This window comes from Alicyclobacillus acidoterrestris, from assembly GCF_022674245.1.
In the GTDB taxonomy this organism is placed as follows: domain Bacteria; phylum Bacillota; class Bacilli; order Alicyclobacillales; family Alicyclobacillaceae; genus Alicyclobacillus; species Alicyclobacillus acidoterrestris.
This window is the reverse complement of the sequence record NZ_CP080467.1, coordinates 2,778,277-2,798,582: the sequence shown is the minus strand read 5'-3', so window position 1 is coordinate 2,798,582 and position 20,306 is coordinate 2,778,277. Positions and strand designations below refer to the sequence as shown.

Below are 20,306 nucleotides of genomic sequence, written 5' to 3'. Positions count from 1 at the left end.
TCATTCGCATAGATGCGTTGTATCTCCCCAGCGTAAGATCTGCCACCCTTCGTCTGTAAGTTGAATGACGGACAAACTCGCGTGTGGGGGTTGGTTCTTACGAAAGTGGCCAAGCGGCTGACCTTCTAACATGGATTTCCAGAGGCCGAGGAGTGCGCCGTGTGTGACCATGCACAACCTGTTTGCGCGGCTGTTTGCGGCATCGTCGAGTGTCGCCGCAATGCGCGTGACCGCCTGTGACCAGCGTTCGCCATTTGGAAAACAGAAATCTGGCGTGTTGTGGTCGAGGGCGATGTCAAACTCGGTTTTGTAATCACGATACGCGGTAAACGAAGACACGCCGTCGACGACACCGAGATGGACTTCCATGAGTCGGTTGTCCACGGCGAGCATCGCCCTTTTGTGGGCGGTGGCGATGCGTTGGGCCGTCTGTTTCGCCCGCAATAGGGGACTTGTGATGACGACGTCAAAATCCATTCCAATCAGAGCATCGGCGATTTGTTGTGCGCATTTCTGGCCGCGGGCATGCAGAGGTGGATTGGTATGCCCCAGCATCACATGCGTGTCGTTTTCCAGGGTTGGCGCGTGCCGGATGAGTACAATCGTTTTGCTCGTCATTACCCGTCTCTGCCTACCCTTCCGTACTCGCCAAGAACATGCAGCAAGTTGTGAATGGTCACCGAATGTAACCAAAGCCGACCAGGACCTGTCAGTCGAATCATGTATAATCCGTCGTTACCAAAGAGCATGTTGGAAATCCCTTGTATCCGTTGTACGCGGTAGTCCATATCTGCGGTGAAGGCGGCGATGTGTCCTGGGTGAACTAAAATACTTTCCCCTCGCGCCAAATCTTGGTGAACTACTTCGCCATCCACGGAGATAAAGCCTGTGCCGTCCCCCTCCAAGTATGTAAAGACGAGCCCGTTTCCACCGAGAAATCGACCGATGTTCAACGTCGCCTCGACGCCGAAGTCGACAGACTCCTCGGCGCAGAGAAACGCATGCCGTTGCACGATGACTCGTCCATATTGATGTAGGGGAATGGCGACAATGTGACCTGGCATGCGGGTGGTAAATCGCACAGTTTCTTCACTGCGCGGTGCGTAAAAGTAGTTGAGTACAAGGCTATTGCCGCTCAGTGCGCGGCGGATGATGCCACCAAGGCCGCCTGGTGCGCGTGTCGACATCTCCGTGCCGGGGGTCATGCTAATGAGACATCCGGTTTCGGAAAAGACGCTATCGCCCGGGTGCAGCGTCACCTCTAACGTCTGCATCGTGCTCCCGTGAATTTGGTATTCCATCGATCATCGCTCCTTCACCACGCGGCGCGCATCATCACTTATCGAATCCGTTCGCGGTAGATGTCATTGAGATACTGCTATCCTATCATGGATTCTTCTAACACATCACCAAAAATTCGTCGTTCAGGTGGTATTCTGGGGGAAAATGAGGGTGTCCCCAAAGGCGTCAAAATGCCTTGGGGACACCCTCTGAATGGAAGATTAGACCATGACGGTGATGGTCGGCGCCGAAATTGTAGGTTCTGCTGTAATCGCCGAAGTCGTATTTGAGAAATCAGCGACCTCCAACACGACGGGCGTGCCGGCGGTGATGCCGGTCGTTGCCAATACCAAACTGTCGGCAGAGAGCGTGGACAATCCACTTTGCTGTAGCACACCGTTGACGTAGACGTTGAAAAATCCAGCAGTCGGAGGACTTGGCAGCGTCGTCACCGCGTTACCGGCGTCATCCGTAAAGCTTGCAGCAGGAATTGTCGTGTCCGTCGTGCCAATCATGTCTGCGGATACAGGCGCATGAAATCGAGTGACCACTGGGCTGACCGTGGTGGTCACTGTGCCACCCGTGGCTGTAGGTGCGTCTGATACAGCGGCGACGTACAATTTGATGAGGTATGCAGCCATTTACTCACCCCCTTTCGCCATACAGCAGCAAAGCTGGATGAACTGTATGACAATCGGGGTGCCTGCTGGTGGGAGGTCGCGGGTGCGCAGGCGAAACCGATTGCGGTGAATCGTGTAATTTGCAGTAGGTTGCAAGACCCCATTGATAAAGACACTGATGATGTCGCAGTGCTTCGCGGATAAAATTTGGTTGTATCCAGCGAGCCCATCGCTTCCTGTATAAATTCGTTTTTGGTTTTGAGCCGTTGCAATATATAGTGTCACCACCGCCTGAATGCGGTGGCTGTCGCGTTTCTTTTTTGCTGATCTTCGACGATGTCGACACTTGTTTGTACAAGTTCCTTCTCTACGGAAGGTGTGCGCGTTCACCTACATCAACTCCACTTGTAGTCAATGTAAAGGTGGCGGATTTTGTCTGCTGCAGATGTCCTGGTCACCCATGTCCAGATCACGCTTTTTGCGATTGTCTGGAACCATTTGAGCCACTTACCATGCGCTTGAGGCGTGAGACGGTACCGACGAGCAGTGGTAAACCGACGCCAACTACCGGTGCCATCCACAGGTAATAGGTTCCAAGAAAGTGATACAGCTCTTCGCGGGACGACGACATAAAACTCATGCTGACGGCGACACACATCAGAGTGACCGGGATTAGAAAGGTCGTATTTTTCTTGGCTCCTACTAGTTGAGACACGCCCTTCACTGCTGCGAACAAGAACATCGCAATCCGAAAGAAACTCCCAATCGTCCACAGTAGAACCCCGACGATGTCCAAGCGCTCAATAATGTTGCTGACGCGGATATATTGGATTTCCGTATAGGTTGGAAATGCCAGGTTTTTTGCCACCGTCTCCCCGAACACCATCACCGGTCCTGTGACAGGCGCCAGGAACATGAGCATCAGGACAAGTATCAAGAGCATGGATTGTGTGGCGAGGCGTTCGGGATGTTTGGCGTGTTCGGCAATCATGCCGAATCCCACGAGTTCAGAAATCATCGCGATAAAGACGAAGGTGCCTTGTCCGATGGACAACAGGCTCTCATTGAAAATCGGGTAGATCTGCGTAAAGTCCTTGTCAGGGGTTGATAACAGGCTCGCCGCAACGCCCAAGAGCATCATGAGTGGCAACAACAACTGCATGGTTCGTCCCATCACCTCGATGCCGGAATGGACGACCCATGCGGCTATCACGAACTCGGCAAACAAGAATACGCCAGGTGGCGTGGTTGGATAGATAACGCCCATGAAGTCTTCGACCACTTTGACGGTCAGTGCAGCAATGATGATAAAGAACAAGATGTAGATGACGCCAACAAACCTTCCCATCCACTTGCCAAATACGGTGATGGCGTGTTCAATCACCGACTCGTCTTGTCCAATGGCAAGTTTCAACTGAATCCACTGAATGAGAATGCCGATAAGACAGCCAATCATCAGCGAAATCCAGGCGTTTCGTCCAGCGAATAGGATGGCTAGGTGGACATACACGAAGTGCCCATATGCCATACTGCTGGCGATCACGATGATGAAAATTTGCATGTTGGACAAGGTGACTTTCACCTTTGATTGATTACTCATGACGCCAACCACGCATGCACAGGTTGTATGGGTCCTTGAATCAAATCAAGGGGGGTAGGAAGCCACGGCGCCAGCAAATAGGTGGCTGTACCCAAGAACCCAACGGTAAATAGGGTTCCGTAGATCATGCGTTCTTTGCGGTTGCCTTCCGTTTTCAGCATTTGATAATCCATCTTGAGGGCCAGGGTCAAGATGATCGCTAAACATAAAATTTTTGCAAACATGCGCGATTTCCCCTCCTGTGACTTGATCGGCGCGGTCAATGCCGGATTGGTGGCCCTGTCAAACCGCTGTTGCGGATTTGCACGTCGACTTCGATGTTGACAGGCGTTTGTCGATAGACCTCGTGCCAGTGATCTCGAATGGCCTTCCAGATGGTCGGATAACGTTTGTCAATTTGGTCGCCAAACCCTAAGGGATCAGCGTCGTAAGTATGTTGCAGCGTGTCCATGGCCGACTGAATTTGTCGAGTTAGTTTTTCGACTAAAGCTTTTCGCAATTTGTTGACGTTTTCCGGGCTGTTTAAATTAGCGGGCGTTCCGTTTTCCGCCACGTCGTATTCGGTGAATACGTGAATCGCGATTTTAGGCTTGCCATGTTCTATTTCGATGGAACGCTTGGTTCGAATCGTGAGCATCCGAGCCGTCAAATGCCCCGGCACACCTGGGATGGTCACTGTCGTGTCGGTACGGTGGATTCGACCATACATCCATAGAAATCCGTCGAGTGTATCGCCGTCGAGCCAACCGACGAGCTTGTCCTGCCGGAAGATGGCGATATGTGTGAGTGCAAATGAATTGTTCATCGCTTCACCATCCTGTGGCGAAGGTTGGATTTTTTCAATTCCCATTACGAACGTGTCCCCGTTTGACACCATCCGTTGGATGAATGTCTTTGCATCCACCTCTGGCAAGGAACCCTGTTGTTCGATTTCTGCAATTGCATCGGCTGGCAACCTGTTGAGTGCGTACGGGACTTGGAGAATTGTCTGTGCAGTATCGTGATACGCGACGACCACGTACGTCCGAAGGCGCGATTGGGGGTTGCGAATCACTTCGTCGACGAGATCGTAGACGCCGTGTTTTGCGTAATTTTCGCCTAACACAATGACGCGGCGCTGGCCCAAGAATAATTTGCGAGACAATCGCTTGCGGATGATGTCCATTGGCTGAAGGATGTCATCGCCCGTGGCTTGCTCGAGCAAGAACGCATCTTCACTGCCTGTTTTTGTCGCTGGCGCCCCGCCGCCGTTCGAGCCCATTTCACTGGCCCGTGCAATCTGTAGGGTTTCTAACACCTTCGGTGGTGCGGACGACATTTCGTCTTCAGGCATCAGGTCAATGCCTGACGCCGACACAATGGCCAGCCGATCAATCTCGGTGGCGTCCCAGCAACCTGTGCACATCAGGCAACTGGCGAGCACTACGATGCAACAGACCATGCGCGGAATCTTGGTTCTCAAATTCATCAGAACTACGACCTCGCACGTTGGCGGCTGGGAAGTCGACGGCTTTTCCGCGTCGCGTTTGACTCACGCCGTGGGTTTGCTTTGCCACTCTCTGCGGGGCGCTGCTGCATGGCCCAACGTGGTGCACGAACGATTGCGTCTTTCATGTCCCGCCAATGAAATGGGATGACAGGTGATAAATAGGGGATGCCCGCTGAGCGCAGAGAACTGAGATGAATAATGACGGCTAGCGTTGTCACGACAATGCCAAATAACCCGAGTGTACCTGCCAAGAGAATCATCGGGAACCGCAACATTCGAAGCGTGATGGCCAAGTTGTAGCGTGGAATGACGAACGAACCGATACCTGTAATCGAAACGACAATGACCATGGGTGCCGAGACGATACCAGCTTGAACTGCGGCTTGCCCGATGACGAGCGCACCGACGATGCTGATAGCGGAGCCCACCGTCTTTGGCAGGCGCACACCTGCTTCGCGCAGCGCTTCAAAGGTAATTTCCATGATCAGCGCTTCAACGACTGCGGGAAACGGTGTGACTTCGCGTGCTGCCGCGATGGAGAGCAGTGCTTTGGTTGGCAGCATCTCTTGGTGAAACGTCGTAATCGCCACGTACAGGGATGGCAGGTACAAGTTAATAAATAAAAAGATAAATCGCAGCGCGCGAATGGCGTTTGCAATCATATAGCGCTCGTAGTAATCCTCAGACGCCTGCATTAATCCCCAAAAGTTAATCGGTAAAATGAGGGCAAATGGGGATCCGTTTGCAAGAATCGCCACCTTGCCTTCGAGCAGTTGGGACACGACGACATCCGGGCGCTCGGTGTTCTGGATTTGTGGAAACGGCGAGTGCGGACTATCTTCGATTAACTCTTCAATGTATCCCGAGTCGATGATGCCATCAATATCAATTCGTTTCAGTCTGGACCGAATCTCGTCAACGAGATTTGACGAGGCAATTCCATCGATGTAGCACAGTGCGACCGTGGTTTTGGTATATCGGCCTAAATCAAAACTTTCAACGCAGAATGCCGTTGAGCGGATACGGGTTCGAAGCAGAGCGAGACTTGTTTGAATATTTTCGTTAAACCCTTGTCTCGGACCTCGAATGACGGCTTCTGTATTCGGTTCTTCAACCGCCCTGTCCGGCGATTTCGCGGCGCTGACTGCAAGGGCCACTGGCTCGTCTTCGACGAGCAGCAGCACGTTCGTTTCCTCTATGACCATCTTGATGGCTTCTTGTAATGTCGCCACTTGTTTCGCGCCGGCGATGTGGACGTACTCTTCAAAGAGCACGCCAAGTGGCAGTCTGTGCGGGTGTTCAATCACACGGTCAACCGCGTGATTTGGCTGTGCTAACGGACGAAGGAGATTGTCATCGATTTCGGCTTTGTCTGTCAGTCCTTGGATATAAATAATGGCTGCAGGGCGGCCGTCAAATATACGAAACTCGCGAAAATGGATGTCCGACGCGTTGGCGAAAATCGACTTGAGGTACGTTAGGTTTACATCGAGTCGTTCTGACAGGCGCATTGGGGAACTGTCGCCTGATTGGGCTTCGATAGGCGGTTGTGGGGCGTGTAATATCGTCCCCTTGGTACTCAGTTTTATGGTCGTGCGTTTACGCGACGCCATCAGAACTTCACCTCGCATCCGGATTACATGTTACTTTTATGGATACCCATAATATGGAGGACTATCCATACAGTTTTGCAGGAATGAGATAGGGAGTGAGACCATTGGAAAACATCGCAGACACCCCAAAACCGCCGTATTACGCGGTGATATTCACGGCCGACAGGACCAATGTCACGGATGGGTACGATGAGATGGCGCGACAGATGGTGGAGATGGTGCAGACACAACCAGGATTTTTAGGGCTTGAAACGGCAGAGTCTGGGGTAGGCATCTTAGTGTCTTATTGGGACTCTTTGGAATCCATCCGGCAATGGCAGCAACATGGCCGTCACCAGGAGGCGCGCGTGCGGGGGCGTACAGAGTGGTACAGCGCGTATAAAACCCGTATCTGCAAAGTGGAACGCGAGTACGGACATCATCATTAACTGGGCGTGATCCATCTGGTGCGGACGGCGAAGAGGGGAGAGGGCTTATTTTGGTGTTGTTATGTTTTATAACATAAACACGGAAATCGTCACGAAGTGCGTTATGTTACTTGACGCAACTGGTTGAGGGTATTTGCGTTCGCAGCATATTGTGGAAGTACAACGACGTGCGCGTAAGGGCGATGCTCTTTTCGGTCGTTTGCAAAATGAACGACGAGGAGAATGTGGAGTGGTGAGACGATTTATTGCGGCGAAACAAAACTTCGCAGGATTGCAAATGCTCGTGCCGGTGCTTGGCGGTCGCACGTTGAAGACTTGTGTCGCCATTCTACTGTCAGTTTTCACAGCGCATTTATGTCACTTGTCGGCGCCGCAGTTTGCCGGGATTGTCGCGGTGCTCGCCGTTCAGCCGTCGGTGCACCGCTCTCTTCGTCAAGGTGCACAGCAGTTGCTAAGTGCCTTGATAGGCGCCGGTGCAGGGGTTCTTTGCCTATCCATATTCGGTCCGCCATCGCTCGTTTTTGCACTGGTGGCGCTGGTCCTGATGGGTTTACACGTGAGGTGGGGATGGACGAATTCGCTGCTGGTCGCCGTCGTGATTTCGCTCAATACCATTGGTTCGCAAGGGATGTCGCATTTACACAGCGGAATCAATCAGATCTGTCTTGTCTCGCTTGGTATCGGCTATGGGAACTTGGTCAATCTCTTGATTAGACCTGCCCACGGGCCGCGCTATGAACAATTGCTCTTACGTAGTCAACGCGAAGTTTTCAGACTACTTCGAACCATTCATAAGGATTTGTCACGAGGGGTTGCCACACCATACGTAGCGTTTCGGCGCCATCTGGACAATGTGCGGATGATGCTCGACGAAGGCAAACGTATTAGTGTGTTGATGCGAGAGGATCACAAGTTTCACCAAGAAACAAACCCGTCCTTCTTGCACGCGTTTCACACCCTGGAGTCGATGGTTGAGCGGATTCGCGATTTGAACAAGTCGTTACAGCGGTTGAACGAAGAACAATCGCAGTATGAACTGACACGCCTTGTTGACGTGTTGATTCGCGTACAGCGTCGGGTGGTTTGGGGGCGGAATTGTCACTTTTCGTTTGTCGATGCGGCGTTTCGGCAGGTCGATGATTACTTCCATACGCGCACGTTACCCGTCGATCACACCGCTTTCATGACGCAAGCCTCGGAGTACCACTTGTTCGTTCATTTGCTGGAGTATTACACCAAACTGAAGGAACTGATGGGGGAACCTTCGAAATCCTATCCACTCGCTGTGCATCATGCACAGAGGAACGCAGGTGCATAGCGAATGACCGAAAGACAAAGGGCGCACATCAAGGGAAAGTGTTCGCCTGTGTTCGACGGAGCGCCCTTTCGTCCGGACTGGAACATTGCTACTGGCAATCGACGCGTTGATTGTTTCAGCAGTGTGTCATGTCGATATTCAATGCACTTGGTACACCGAGATGGAACCGTTTGTCGTTTGCAGTTGAATCTGGCGTAAACCGTCCCCTAAAATACAATGTCCTTGATTGGATCCGCTGGTTTGCCAGTTCACATCCCCGCCAATAGATGCATTTGAGGTGATTGCGCCAATATTTGCGCTTGTATTGGTTGGAATGGATAGAGAAATATGTGCGTTTGAGGTTTTTAGATAGCATTTGCCTTGAATACTTGACGTCGCGTCAATGGCGCCATTGCTGTCCATCACGGTGGTTGTACCGCTGATGTTGTTCAACCGTACAGACGCATTCGATGTCTGGAGGTCGACCGAACCATGAATAGATGCAACTTCCATGGCGCTGTTGTCGTCGCGTGCGGTGACGGAACCGATAATCCGCTTCGCCGTAATTTTGCCGTTTGACGTCTGGAGACTGAGTGAGCCATGGATATCCGATGCCGCAATTGTACTATTTGATGTTTGGACCTTCGCGTCGGCATTCATTCCTTGGATACTGACACCGCCATTAGACGTGCTGATGTCGGTCGTCATGCGATTGGGGATGTTGAGTTCCAAATGAGCAGGTTTCCACGAAGCGTTGAGACCTTGCCATTGGGCATGTGGCTGTTTCAAAATCAGTTTTAACGTGTCCCCATCATTTTCAACTTTCCATTCCGAACGAATGAGTTGATTCGCTTCGTTCTGTGTCTTCTGGTGGAGCGCAGTAAGTTCTCCTGAATACGTCAACGTGTTTCCAGTCGTCCCGTGGATAGTCACATTCGCCACAGGAACTTGGAGTACAACGTGTTTTATTTTGCTTGAGACCAAGACTTTTCCACGAATTGAGCCAAGACTGACGGGTGTGTGCGAAAGATTACCTGTTGCTGCACCAAGCGCTGTTCCAATCGCGCCGATGACAACAAGTGACGTTGCCAAGATGACTAACTTACGGCTCAATTGAAGCGCCTCCCTTTGCAATCTGAATATTGAACTTGAGGTAACGAACCATCCACTGTGTGAATGTCTTTCTCAACACCCAGGATGATGCCATGAACAGAAATAGCCCAATTCCCGACGTGAACAACGTAGCGAAGATAGCGCTCCACCCATATCCTTGAGTAAGGCAATACACGCCGATTAGCGGCGATAATACCAATATCCATGAAGTGAGATAGAGGACAAGGAAGATAGCCATAAATGCGATGGTTGGAGGAAGTACAACCAGGAAGTTGAAGAAACCCAGACTGATACTTGCGGCGGCCGCTCGAAATATCGATGATGCCCTGTGCGTCTTGTCAGCGAGTCCCACGTAATATTCCGCCATAATCGCCTTGGCGACGGTTTTTTGGGTCTCCAAGGCCATTGAGGATAGCGTCTTCGGTTTTACCATGTTCCTTTGCCGCGTGAATGTGCTCCTCATAGTCGGACAGAATTTCTTTTCTATCGGTAGAAGGGAGCTTGCGTAGCAATCTGTTGAGTGCCTCAAGAAATGCTTGAGTGGTCATTGGTTGTCCCCTCCTCGATGATTCGGTTAACGCTTTGATTGTGATGTGGATACCCGAGGCAGAAGGTTTCCCTTATGCGCCGAAGTCTGTAAAATATTCAGTACAGTTCGTGTGAAAATCACGATGAACAAGCTGGACAGAATCAACTGATTGATTCGTATTCGTATTTCCAAAAGTGAATTAACATAAGTACACATAGCCAAGAATGAATGCGCTTACGAAACGGGAAAACATCGTTTGTGGTGATTTGGGTTCTTTTATGCGGGTGGCAGGATGTGGCTTTCACAATCCGACCACATGCAGGACAATCGCGATTGGAGATGATGGACAATGGATGATCGTCAATTTCGTAATGCGATGAGCATGTTTGCAACAGGTATCTCAGTGATTACAACCACCTTGGATTATGATGTACACGGGATGACCGCGAACGCGTTCATGTCCGTCTCCTTAAATCCCAAACTGGTCCTTGTCTCCATCGGCGAACGCGCGAAGATGCATCATTACATCCAGACGACAGGGAGGTATGCTGTCAGTTTTTTGGCGGAGGATCAGCGGGAGATATCGATGACGTTCGCGGGGCAAATGGAGGGACAACGGAGTGTGGAGTTTGATTGGTTCAATGGTCTTCCGGTGATTCGCGACGCGTTAGCTGCTATCTCGTGTGACGTCGTAGATGCACACAAGGCGGGGGATCATACCCTGTTTATCGCAGAGGTGTCCGATGTCCGCTTGGCCACGGGGCAACCATTGTTGTTTTACCAAGGCAAATACAGTCGTGCGCACGCATTTGCTTGATTGTTTCATACGGTCATTTCGGAGTCTAAGGTGAAAGGTTGTGTAACAAAGGTGCGGTCAGACGATTTAACCTTAGATCAGATATACCGTAACATGCACGAAATGACCGAATCGGATGCGGAATATCACCGAATTGTCACGATTCCAACCGTGGCTTTGGGGACGTTGCGCAAGGAGTTGATTTCGACCCTTGGCGCAAAGCGGGCGAAGGGTCTCCTACTGCGATATGGTTGGCATTGCGGTGTTGCAGATGGCCTTAAGATGCAGTTGCTCGCGTGGGATGATGCACGCGAAATGGTGGCAGCAGGACCGCGGATGCACACATTCCACGGGTATTTGGACTCGCGTTTGGTCGTCAACGAGGTGGACTTTGTCAATCAGGTCTTACATGTGGAAGGACATTGGTACAATTCGTACGAAGCGCAGGGACATCTGAACGTGATTGGGGAAAGCGATCAACCGGTTTGCTGGACGATGGTCGGCTACGCCAGTGGCTATTTGTCGACTATCCTCGGGAAAAAGGTGATTGCCAAGGAGACGAAATGTCTGGCGATGGGCGACGACGAGTGCTATTGTGTCTGTCGAACCATCGACGAGTGGAACGGAGAAGTAGATAGCGAGCTCAAGTATTACGAGGATTACAGCGTGGTGGAAGAGCTAGATCACGCATTCGCAAAGCTGACGATTGAACGGAACAACTTAAACAAAGCCTATCAAATCCAGCAGAATTTAATGAAAGAATTGCTGCGTGAGCACCACTTATCGTCTATCGCGAACACATTTTACGATATGACACAGCTGCCTATCTATATTGGAGATCCGAATATGGAAGTCTTGGCCGCCTCTGGTTTATCGACGAAACAACAAATGGCTGTTCGAGACGCTTTTCATACACATCAGAATCGACAACGCCGCACCCAGGCGTCAATCGATTCTGTCACCGGGGCATTCGAAATTCGCGCGGGGGACGGAGTCTGTCTATTGACGCCCCTGTATGCCAATCGGAAAGTGATTGGATACTGTTCCATCTTCTTTGAGCGAGCCATGCCGCAAGAGGTAGATAAGCTCATTTTGGAGCAAGTGGCTACTACGTGTTCGTTGTATCTATTAAACGAGCGATCTCGTTTCGTGACAGAACAGCGCATTCGTGGCGACTTCTTAAACGACATCTTGTCAAAGCGACTAACGGAGGAAGAAATCGGGACTCGAGCATATTATCTGGATTTCCAACTCAATCCCCCGTACTTCGTCGTGGGCATTCACCCTGTTTTTGAAGACATGGCGCCAGATGAGGAATTTCAGTTCTTTGATGACGTGATTAAGAACGTCTCTACGTTTTTGAAAGATAACCGCATCAATGCGTTGACAGGTCGCAAGGCGGACAATATTGTCGTCCTCGTCTCGGAAACTGAGCAGCTCGCCACGGAGACGCAGAAGCGTGAATTTTGTCAGAGGCTACTGAAGCGCTGTAGGATGCGGGAGTGGCCTAGTGCGCTCAGAGTGGGTGTGAGTTCGACGGCGCACGCCATCCAAGAAGTGCAGGAGTTATATGAGGAATGTTTGTCGGCCCTGAAGGTTTCAAATGCGGACGATAACATTCAGTTTTTTGATTTATTGGGCGTTGAGGGCATTCTCTTTCAAAATCTCCACGCGACCGAAAAATTTGTAGAACGGCTCTTGGGCGATTTGATCGCGGTCGACAAAGACAAGAATATGGAACTCATGAAAACGCTTTTTTACTATCTGAACCACGGTTGTAATGTCTATCGGACAGCTCGCGCGATGAATTTTTCCATCAGTGGTCTGCGCTACCGTTTGCAGCGCATACAAGAGATTTTGAAGTGTGACATCAATAAACCGTATGTCGGCAACCAGTTGTATTGTGCGCTCTTGTCCATGATTTCGCTCGGCAAACTGGACGTATGTCTTGTAGGCGACAAGTCGTGACGATTTTGCAAATGCACGAAGAGATGATGCGAAACGGATATTGATTGGGAGGAATATGCGATGACGAACCTGAGTCCTTATCAGTGTTTTGTACACGTTCCGGAGAAAGCCAGTCGAGCGAATCCTTGTCCTGTGATTTTTGCGTTGCACGGTATCGGCTATGATGAACAACATTTAGTGAACCTCTTGGGTGATTTAAAGGAGCAATACATTCTGATTGGCGTCCGCGGGGATCTGACCTATCAAAACGGTTACGCCTATTACTTTTTGAAGGATTACGGCAATCCGGAGCGCGATTTGTTCGATAACAGCATCAGCAAACTCACCCAGTTTATTGAATGGGCCGCTGAAGCGTTCCCAATCGACCGTTCAGCCATGTACCTCATCGGCTTTAGCCAAGGCGCGATTCTGAGCATGAGCCTCGGCCTTGTGCTTGGGGGCACGATTCGGGGAATCATCGCAATGAACGGATACATTCCAGGCTTCGTGAAAGATGAATATCCTACGAAACCACTCCGTGAGACGTCTGTGTTGCTGGCGCATAGCAGCCACGACGAGATCTTTCCGGTCGAGGTGGGGCATGACACGTACGAATATCTGCGACAGCATGCTCGCGACGTGAAGTACGTGGTTTATTCATGTGGCCACGAGGTATCTTCAGAGCATCAGTTTGATGCTGTTCACTGGTTTCAACAACAGCTTGCTGCTGCCGCACAAAGCTGAAAATTCACGGTTGGCGCAGGCAGCGGGACGAGTGCAATCGATGCGCGCAAACGTGATTTTGGAGGCGTAACCAATGGCTCGTACCGTGTCTCCATGGCTGATATTTTCAGTCGCCTTCTCGGCAGGCGTGATCGCGACACTGGTGCAGTTTTCAGTTCCTCCAGTGCTCCCTTTGCTGCAAGCGAGATTTGCGACTCCCTACGCCGAGACGGGCCTGTTCATGTCCCTATTTGCCCTCGCGACGCTGTTGTCTGCTGTGCCCGGTGGATTTGTCGTACAGCGATATGGCGTCCGTGCCGTCGGATTGGTTGGACTTGGCACGATGTTCGTCGGCGTATTGTGTTGCTTTTGGGCCTTTGACTTCACATGGTACCTGATAGGCCGCGTCGTCTGCGGCGTCGGGTTTGGACTCGTCTCCGTCGCAGCGCCCTCGGCAATCGGATCCTTCGTACCACCAGATATGATGAGCATGGCGATGGGGATTTGGTCGACCTGGGTCCCTTTCGGGAGCTTTGTGATGTTTCTGGTGGCTCCGGTCCTGGTCGTACACTGGACATTCGCTTCGTTGTATCTTGCACTGTTGATCGTGTTGGCGCTCGACTGGATCGTGTACGTGGTGTTCATTCCACCTCTGCAGCAGACAGCGGAACGCAGAGCGGGAAGTCAACCCGACGACGCACCGCCTAGGAACAGTTCGATGTGGATGAGACAGTTGAAACGGCCGATGATGTGGTGTCGCTGGAGCATTTGCGTCGTTTACGTTTTGCTTCTTTGCATTTAGTACGTGGATCTCGACCTACCTCGTCGAGTCGTCGATGTCGTTGACTGCCGCAGCCCGAATTCCGCTCGTGGCTGCGTTGTTCACCATCATGAGTAATTTATACTCGGGTGCGTTACTCAAGCGTGTGGGCAATCAACTGCTACTCTTTCTGCTTCCACCGCTCGTGATGGCGCTCATGTGGCCGATGTTTATGCTGAAAGTCACCGTCGTATCGTATGTATGTGCTGCGGTAGTTGGCGCGGTTGGCGGTGTTCTGCCCACCATTGTCTTTGCAGCTGCGCCACGGCTAGCGGTATCGAAAGGGACAATGGGTATTGCGATGGCCATTGTGATTGTGGGAGAAAACGCCGGCATTCTCGTTGGCCCCGAGCTATTCGGTGTGATGCGGGGGATGACTGGCCACTTTGTCCTGCCTTTTTGGATGCTGTTTGCCGTCGGTCTAATCGGTGTGTTGTTCAGCTTATCCATTTGGCGATCCGGCGTGTTTCAACTAGCCCCGAGCCATGAAGAAGCACTTGACGCGAATGTATCGAATCAGTTGCCCCTTTGAGCTCCCTTCGCATGGAATCGCCTTCTGCAATGGATAAAGGCTTCGGGGGCAAAGATTTCTTGCCCCGCGAAGCACCATGGGTGTATCAACCACCGTAAAAGAGGCCGGTTTCCTGTAAGGTCATCGGGGAGCCTGAGCGGTGAACGCCAGCGTCGACGACTTCGCCGATGTATACGACATGGTCCCCTTGGTCATATTCATGGACGACTTTGCATTCAAACCAGGACAAGGCATCCTTGAGAATCGGGCTGCCAGTGGTTTGAGTGTAAAATTCTACGTCTCCGAACTTGTTTCCGACGCGTGAAATCGGTTTGAAAAATGCGAATGCCAAGTCCTTTTGACCACTTTCCAATACATTGACTGAGAACACGCCGCTGTCGTGAATGCCGTCACTAGAAGCGGTTCCTTTTTTCGCCGCAATGGCGACCAGCGGTGGAGAGAAGGACGTTTGGGTCACCCAGTTGCCAGTGAACGCATTGACGTCTTCGCCCAATTTGGTACCAATGACATATAAACCATAGGAAATGCCGCGAAGTGCTGTCTTTTTTGCCTGTTCGTCCATCTGGATATCTCCCTTCTGATACGAATTGAATTGCAAGCCATCCACTTCAGTTATATGATATCGAATTTTCAGTTTGGTTTAAACCGACGGGGATTGCGTGACGGTGGTAATTTGCCATTTCACGCCGTACTTGTCCTGAAGTCGACCGAATAAGGTTCCCCAGAATTGTTTTTCAAGTGGCATGATGACCTGACCGCCTGCGGATAGTTTTGTGAAAGCCTCGCGCGCCTCATCATCAGAATCGAATTCAAGGGTTAAGTCAAAACTGGCCTTGTGTTCCATAGATCGGTTTGTCACGTCAGCGATGTAGAATTGCACACCCGCAGCAGTAAACGCCATATGAATGATTTTATCCTTCATGGATTCGTCTGTACCTGGGGCATCGCCATATGTCCTTTCCTGCTGAATTTCTCCACCGAGGGCGGCGATGTAAAAGCTGGCCTGTTCGCGTGCGTTTTCGGAATAAAAGTAAGGTGTTAGTTTTGCCATATGCTTGAACCTCTCTTCAAGAGAATTTTAATTCCATCATACGTCACAGACTTGGTTGCGGGGAGTATAGAAAAAACGCCTGTTATAGCATAGGACAGAATGACCCGGACAATACCACAGAAGGATTATTCTTGTCTCTGCCGAATACGCTATGGTGAGTACAATTTCATAGGATTGCATCTAGGTGCCCTTTCAAGGGATAACAGGGAATCGGGTGAAAGTCCCGAGCGGTCCCGCCACTGTAACTGATGAAGTTCTCTTTCACGATGTCACTCGTGTGTTCGGGGAAGGCGAAAGAGAATGATGACCAGGAGCCAGGAGACCTACCTAGCGTGCTGCACCCATGGGCCTTCGAGGAAAGGAGCGGTGTACAAGTCTAATTGGACGAAGAGGCGAAGAAGTGTCTTTTCACGTTCAATATCGGTTTGTACGTATGTCCCCAACCGTAAGGTTGGGGCTTTTTTGTGTTGAATTTGAATTGTTTTAGAGAGGAAGATGTAAATTGGCAAGTGTCTCATTGATATTTTTGGTGCTTATTCTCGGACTTCGTCATGGATTGGACGCAGATCATTTAGCGTTCATCGATGGGCAAACCCGTTACAATTGGCGCGTTGGAAGTCCTATCGCTCGCTGGGTCGGCACATTGTTCTCCTTTGGCCACGGACTGGTCGTCGCTTGTGTCGCGGTAATTTTGGGAATGGTGTCGAGGCATTTTCAGTTCCCTGCCTATTTTGACGTCATTTCGACGTGGGTGTCTGTTCTGATGTTGTTGTTGCTCGGCTCATTAAATATTGTCAACCTCCTGCGGCAAAATTCCCAATCGGATTCGTTTCAAATCACAGGGGTCAAGGGAAAGGTTCTCCCGAAATTTGCAAGAGAAACGACAAATCCGTTCGTCATCATTGCCGTTGGGGGAATGTTCGCGCTGGCTGCGGATACCGTGAGTCAGACGTCTTTGTGGGCAATTGCTGCGGGGCACACCGTGCGTTATATGCCGCTGATTTTAGGGCTTGTATTTATGGTGGGGATGATGACGACGGATACGGTGGACTCGTTGATTGCGTTTCGCATGATTAGCCATTCGAGTAAGCTTGGACAGTCCGCTTCACGAATTATGGGGTGGATTATTGTGATTCTCGCGTATGGCGTTTCCGTTTACGAGATTCTCTTGTTGTTTGCTCCGTCGATGGAAATTGATTTTGAGACCATCGGAATTATCTCGTTTGTCATCATTGTGTGTTGTTACCTCGCTGGCGTGATGACTGTGAAGAAACAAAAGCGTATATCGGTAGAGTAACTGGTTTTGCTGAACGTGGACGCGGATTTGAAATGAAAAACTGTGTGCTGTCATCTAGGCGTCGCTACATGAAACAACCAGTCAAGCGTGCGGATGTCGTATCGAGACATCTGCGCGTTTGAAGCCGACAAAAGACATCCAAATTGTTCCCGCTATCGCACCCGCCGCATGATGCCGACTTCTAGCGCCTCCCTACCCTCGACAAACGCCAGACCATCAGGTACTCCCGGTTTGATGTGTTCCTGCTTTGAAACTGGGTTTCCATAGTCATCCATGTGGCAATTGGCCACATGGTCCCCCTTAACTTGCTGCTTTGAGCTTGCAAAATTCACTGGATCTCGACGCGTTTTACCTCTATTATCAACCACAACTTGATTCGTTTTAGAACATCGACGGAATTGCGGCGTTGGATACGCCAATCAGCCAGGTAACTGGTCTAGGTCATATTACCGTGACGGATGGGTCTTGAAGGAGAAAACAAATGTGAGTTTTGTATACAGCCAATTTTCTATGGAAATGTGTCAGCTGATTTTTCAAGATCATCCGGACGCCATGTTTGTCCTCTCCAAAGAAGGAACGATTCTGGAAGCGAATAAAGCCGCTTGTGAATGGTTTGGAAATTCTCCAACGGAAATGCGGGGTATCCATTACCTAGATATCCTCTCTCCGATGATTCCTGAATTTTGGAAAGATGCGTATCGCAATCTGTTGGCACGTGTCAATGGGGGCGAGCGTATCGAAGGATATGAAGCGATTTGTTTCAAAAAGAGTGGTACATCCCTCATGGCTCATCTTCGTTTGTTTCCACTTCGAGACGAGGCGGGTCACATCTTCGGAAGCTATTTGATTATCAGAGACATGACAGAGCAAAAACAAATTGAAGCGTCTTTGCGAGAAAGCGAGGAACGATACCGAAGAGTTGTGGAGTTGTCGCCAAAGGGAATTTTAGTCCACCAACAGGGTACGGTTGTTTACGCAAACCCGTTTGCGAGGCGGACTTTACAGTCTGAGCAGTTGATAGGAAGAGATATCCTGTATACTGGCCCCAGAGTCAACCCAGACAGATGACGTGAGGTAAAATAGACGTAGTGAGGTGTTTGACTCATGCCAGGACGTAAGTGGACTGTGGACGAGAAAATGAACATTGTGTTGGAAGGGATGGTTCCCGGGGCGAATATCAGCGAGGTTTGCCGACAGCATGGTGTGGCCCAAAGTCTGTATTACAAGTGGCGTGACGCATTTCTGACTGGTGGACGAGCAGGGCTTCAGTCAGGTCCTTCTACCCGGGAGCAGGAGTTGGAGAAGCAGTTGCAGGAAGCCATGAGCAAAATTGGCGAGCAGGCTATGGAAATCGATGTGTTGCGAAAAAAATCGAACTGGGGCCGGAAGTAAGCAGCCGTTCCTTGGTTGCTCAGCTCGTCAAGGAAGGGTTTCGGGTCCCAGTGATTGCGAAAGCATTGGAGCTGAATCGAACTTATTGTTATAGCTTGTTAAAGGAGCCTGTGAAGAAGGCGAAAAAAGCGGTTATAGATAAAGACGCCCTATTGAAACAGCGGATTCGCCATCTATGCGAGAGGTTCCCACGATATGGATACCGTAGAATCAAGGTCATGTTGCGTCGTCAATACAGCATGCAGGTAAACCACAAACGAGTACACCGGCTCATGCGGGAAATGGGATTGTTGGTCAAATCCCCACAGCGAGAAGCTTCCCGAAAGAAGCGGTCTGGAAAGATTCCGGTGAGTCAGTCAAACGAACACTTCCAGTGCGATATGACAAAGATTTGGTGTGGTAAGGATGGCTGGGGATATCTATTCGCGGTAATCGATGCGTACGACCGTGAAATTGTGGGGTATTCGTTTTCGCGCTATTGCCGGACAGAGGAATTGCTGCAGGCTGTGGATAACGCATTCAACTACCGATTCCCGAGCGGGGTACTAGGCGCAAACTTAACGCTCAGAACTGACAACGGATGCCAAATGACAAGTCGACGATTCGTACAAGCCATGAAGGACTGCCAGGTGAAACATGAACGGACAGGTTATAACAACCCGGACGCAGATGGCTATATCGAACGTTTCTTCCGTTCGTTGAAGGAGGAAGAAGTTTGGATGCAGGAATACGACAACTTCGCGGAAGCCCAGATCGCAATCAAAACGTATATTGAGTTCTACAACAAAGAGCGCCCGCACTCAGCGTTGGGCTATCGTACACCGCAGGAATTCAGAAAATGGAAGGAATCAAAAGAGGCAGCGTAGACCTGATAATTATCAGAATAGAATGGCGTTATCTCAAAAAATTATGCACATCTGTCTTGACAGGACGGGGTTCAATACGCCTGTCGTTTTTCCACCCCGACTATCGCGAGGTTTCGAGGGATAGATTTTTCCATTCAGAAGTTGGACAGGAACTTCCCTTTATTGAGACGGTGATGATTCGGGATGACGGGAAACGAATTGACGTCGAGATCGGCGGCGTCCATATTCTGCGCGATGGGGAACCTGCTGTCTTGTCTATCTTTCGGGACGTGACAGATAGAAAGCAAGCAGAACAGAAGTTGAGCGAAAGCGAAAAGCGCTATCGACGGCTTGTGGAATTATCGCCGATTGCCATGCTGGTTCACCGTGATGGCCTGATTCAGTATGCGAATCGATCCTGCACGAAACTATTAGGCGCAGCTTCCGTCGATGAACTGCTGCAGCAACCGATTTTGGATTTTTCTCCTCCAGCGTATCGAGATGCGGTAGAGCGTCGCATTCGAGCATTGGATGGAACAGGAATTTTCGTTGATCCGACGGAAGAACAGGTGGTTCGCAGGGACAAAACCATCATCGACGTCGAAGTGACGGGGGTATCGATTCAATATGAAGGACAACCAGCGTACTTGATGATGATTCAGGATATTACGAGAGAAAAACAGGCGGAGGAAGCACTGCGTGAAAGCGAGGAAAAATATCGCCTGATTGCAGAAAGTATGACCGATTTAGTCACGGTGTTGGACGAAAACGGTGTGGTGAAATATGCTTCGCCTTCTCACGAATCTGTATTGGGCATTTCGCCTGAAACGTACCAGGGTCGGATTGCGTTTGACGTCGTGCACCCGGGCGACGTTAGAGTCTTAGGTAGTGGTGTAAATTCCACGGCTAGATCTTGACGAAAAAGCCATCGAG

At 50.5% G+C, this 20,306-nt stretch carries 24 protein-coding genes, 1 pseudogene and 1 riboswitch; of the genes and pseudogenes, 11 read left to right on the top strand and 14 right to left on the bottom strand.

Annotation, left to right across the window (positions count from 1 at the left end):
* The 8 genes from K1I37_RS13570 to K1I37_RS13540 all read right to left on the bottom strand — a co-directional run bounded on the left by K1I37_RS13570 (position 1) and on the right by K1I37_RS13540 (position 6,603).
* A complete protein-coding gene (locus K1I37_RS13570; protein ID WP_021297744.1) occupies positions 1-618 on the bottom strand; it encodes a histidine phosphatase family protein in 618 nt (205 codons plus the stop codon).
* Positions 618-1,301, bottom strand: coding sequence for a TIGR00266 family protein (locus tag K1I37_RS13565; RefSeq protein WP_021297743.1), 684 nt, complete (start codon positions 1,299-1,301; stop codon positions 618-620). Before K1I37_RS13565 ends, K1I37_RS13570 begins: the two co-directional genes overlap by 1 nt.
* A 201-nt stretch (positions 1,302-1,502) precedes the next feature.
* Positions 1,503-1,922, bottom strand: a complete 420-nt coding sequence (locus K1I37_RS13560) for a DUF4183 domain-containing protein (protein WP_021297742.1) — start codon at positions 1,920-1,922, stop codon at positions 1,503-1,505.
* On the bottom strand, positions 1,923-2,186 hold the full coding sequence (locus K1I37_RS21915) for a DUF4183 domain-containing protein (protein ID WP_236613913.1): 264 nt from the start codon (positions 2,184-2,186) through the stop codon (positions 1,923-1,925).
* 184 nt (positions 2,187-2,370) lie between these two features.
* Positions 2,371-3,501, bottom strand: a complete 1,131-nt coding sequence (locus K1I37_RS13555; RefSeq protein WP_021297740.1) for a GerAB/ArcD/ProY family transporter — start codon at positions 3,499-3,501, stop codon at positions 2,371-2,373.
* Positions 3,498-3,725 (bottom strand): hypothetical protein, encoded by a 228-nt coding sequence (locus tag K1I37_RS13550; RefSeq protein ID WP_021297739.1) that lies wholly within the window; start codon positions 3,723-3,725, stop codon positions 3,498-3,500. The genes K1I37_RS13555 and K1I37_RS13550 overlap by 4 nt, the downstream gene beginning before the upstream one ends.
* 35 nt (positions 3,726-3,760) lie before the next feature.
* Positions 3,761-4,969, bottom strand: coding sequence for a Ger(x)C family spore germination protein (locus K1I37_RS13545; protein WP_021297738.1), 1,209 nt, complete (start codon positions 4,967-4,969; stop codon positions 3,761-3,763).
* Positions 4,970-4,974: 5 nt separating this feature from the next.
* Complete coding sequence (locus tag K1I37_RS13540) at positions 4,975-6,603, bottom strand: spore germination protein (protein WP_021297737.1); 1,629 nt, start codon at positions 6,601-6,603, stop codon at positions 4,975-4,977.
* 104 nt (positions 6,604-6,707) lie between these two features.
* Here K1I37_RS13540 and K1I37_RS13535 point away from each other — a divergent pair, with 104 nt between their 5' ends.
* On the top strand, positions 6,708-7,031 hold the full coding sequence (locus K1I37_RS13535; protein WP_021297736.1) for an antibiotic biosynthesis monooxygenase family protein: 324 nt from the start codon (positions 6,708-6,710) through the stop codon (positions 7,029-7,031).
* 229 nt (positions 7,032-7,260) lie between these two features.
* On the top strand, positions 7,261-8,349 hold the full coding sequence (locus tag K1I37_RS13530; protein WP_021297735.1) for an FUSC family protein: 1,089 nt from the start codon (positions 7,261-7,263) through the stop codon (positions 8,347-8,349).
* A 138-nt stretch (positions 8,350-8,487) separates the two neighbouring features.
* On the opposite strand, the gene K1I37_RS13525 is transcribed toward K1I37_RS13530, so the two are convergent.
* Genes K1I37_RS13525 through K1I37_RS21565 form a run of 3 tightly spaced genes read right to left on the bottom strand, consistent with a single transcriptional unit; the run spans position 8,488 to position 9,989 of the window.
* Complete coding sequence (locus K1I37_RS13525; protein WP_021297734.1) at positions 8,488-9,441, bottom strand: DUF4097 family beta strand repeat-containing protein; 954 nt, start codon at positions 9,439-9,441, stop codon at positions 8,488-8,490.
* On the bottom strand, positions 9,431-9,793 hold the full coding sequence (locus tag K1I37_RS21570) for a DUF1700 domain-containing protein (RefSeq protein ID WP_021297733.1): 363 nt from the start codon (positions 9,791-9,793) through the stop codon (positions 9,431-9,433). The genes K1I37_RS13525 and K1I37_RS21570 overlap by 11 nt, the downstream gene beginning before the upstream one ends.
* Positions 9,780-9,989: a DUF1700 domain-containing protein gene (locus K1I37_RS21565; RefSeq protein ID WP_021297732.1), complete on the bottom strand. Its 210-nt coding sequence runs from the start codon at positions 9,987-9,989 to the stop codon at positions 9,780-9,782. Before K1I37_RS21565 ends, K1I37_RS21570 begins: the two co-directional genes overlap by 14 nt.
* Before the next feature lie 330 nt (positions 9,990-10,319).
* Between K1I37_RS21565 and K1I37_RS13515 the strand changes: the two genes are divergently transcribed.
* The 4 genes and pseudogenes from K1I37_RS13515 (at position 10,320) to K1I37_RS21910 (ending at position 14,788) form a co-directional block, all read left to right on the top strand.
* Entirely contained in the window at positions 10,320-10,787 is a 468-nt protein-coding gene (locus tag K1I37_RS13515; protein ID WP_021297731.1) for a flavin reductase family protein, read from the top strand.
* A 30-nt stretch (positions 10,788-10,817) separates the two neighbouring features.
* Complete coding sequence (locus tag K1I37_RS13510; RefSeq protein WP_152498843.1) at positions 10,818-12,734, top strand: XylR N-terminal domain-containing protein; 1,917 nt, start codon at positions 10,818-10,820, stop codon at positions 12,732-12,734.
* Between the two features lie 60 nt (positions 12,735-12,794).
* Positions 12,795-13,457: an alpha/beta hydrolase gene (locus K1I37_RS13505; protein ID WP_021297729.1), complete on the top strand. Its 663-nt coding sequence runs from the start codon at positions 12,795-12,797 to the stop codon at positions 13,455-13,457.
* Positions 13,458-13,530: 73 nt separating this feature from the next.
* Positions 13,531-14,788: pseudogene (locus K1I37_RS21910) on the top strand (MFS transporter).
* 85 nt (positions 14,789-14,873) lie between these two features.
* Here K1I37_RS21910 and K1I37_RS13490 read toward each other — a convergent pair.
* Positions 14,874-15,350, bottom strand: a complete 477-nt coding sequence (locus K1I37_RS13490) for a flavin reductase family protein (protein WP_021297726.1) — start codon at positions 15,348-15,350, stop codon at positions 14,874-14,876.
* A 78-nt stretch (positions 15,351-15,428) separates the two neighbouring features.
* Positions 15,429-15,839: a VOC family protein gene (locus tag K1I37_RS13485; protein WP_021297725.1), complete on the bottom strand. Its 411-nt coding sequence runs from the start codon at positions 15,837-15,839 to the stop codon at positions 15,429-15,431.
* Positions 15,840-16,005: 166 nt separating this feature from the next.
* Positions 16,006-16,184: riboswitch (cobalamin riboswitch) on the top strand.
* Between the two features lie 157 nt (positions 16,185-16,341).
* Here K1I37_RS13485 and K1I37_RS13480 point away from each other — a divergent pair.
* Positions 16,342-17,136 (top strand): HoxN/HupN/NixA family nickel/cobalt transporter, encoded by a 795-nt coding sequence (locus K1I37_RS13480; protein WP_021297724.1) that lies wholly within the window; start codon positions 16,342-16,344, stop codon positions 17,134-17,136.
* A 152-nt stretch (positions 17,137-17,288) separates the two neighbouring features.
* On the opposite strand, the gene K1I37_RS13475 is transcribed toward K1I37_RS13480, so the two are convergent.
* Positions 17,289-17,426 (bottom strand): hypothetical protein, encoded by a 138-nt coding sequence (locus K1I37_RS13475; protein ID WP_021297723.1) that lies wholly within the window; start codon positions 17,424-17,426, stop codon positions 17,289-17,291.
* Positions 17,427-17,619: 193 nt separating this feature from the next.
* Between K1I37_RS13475 and K1I37_RS13470 the strand changes: the two genes are divergently transcribed.
* Genes K1I37_RS13470 through K1I37_RS13455 form a run of 4 tightly spaced genes read left to right on the top strand, consistent with a single transcriptional unit; the run spans position 17,620 to position 20,290 of the window.
* A complete protein-coding gene (locus K1I37_RS13470; RefSeq protein ID WP_242215917.1) occupies positions 17,620-18,204 on the top strand; it encodes a PAS domain-containing protein in 585 nt (194 codons plus the stop codon).
* Positions 18,205-18,240: 36 nt separating this feature from the next.
* On the top strand, positions 18,241-18,528 hold the full coding sequence (locus K1I37_RS13465; protein ID WP_242215916.1) for a transposase: 288 nt from the start codon (positions 18,241-18,243) through the stop codon (positions 18,526-18,528).
* An 11-nt stretch (positions 18,529-18,539) separates the two neighbouring features.
* On the top strand, positions 18,540-19,394 hold the full coding sequence (locus K1I37_RS13460; protein WP_272496356.1) for an IS3 family transposase: 855 nt from the start codon (positions 18,540-18,542) through the stop codon (positions 19,392-19,394).
* Entirely contained in the window at positions 19,367-20,290 is a 924-nt protein-coding gene (locus K1I37_RS13455; RefSeq protein ID WP_242215914.1) for a PAS domain-containing protein, read from the top strand. Before K1I37_RS13460 ends, K1I37_RS13455 begins: the two co-directional genes overlap by 28 nt.
* Positions 20,291-20,306: the final 16 nt, after the last annotated feature.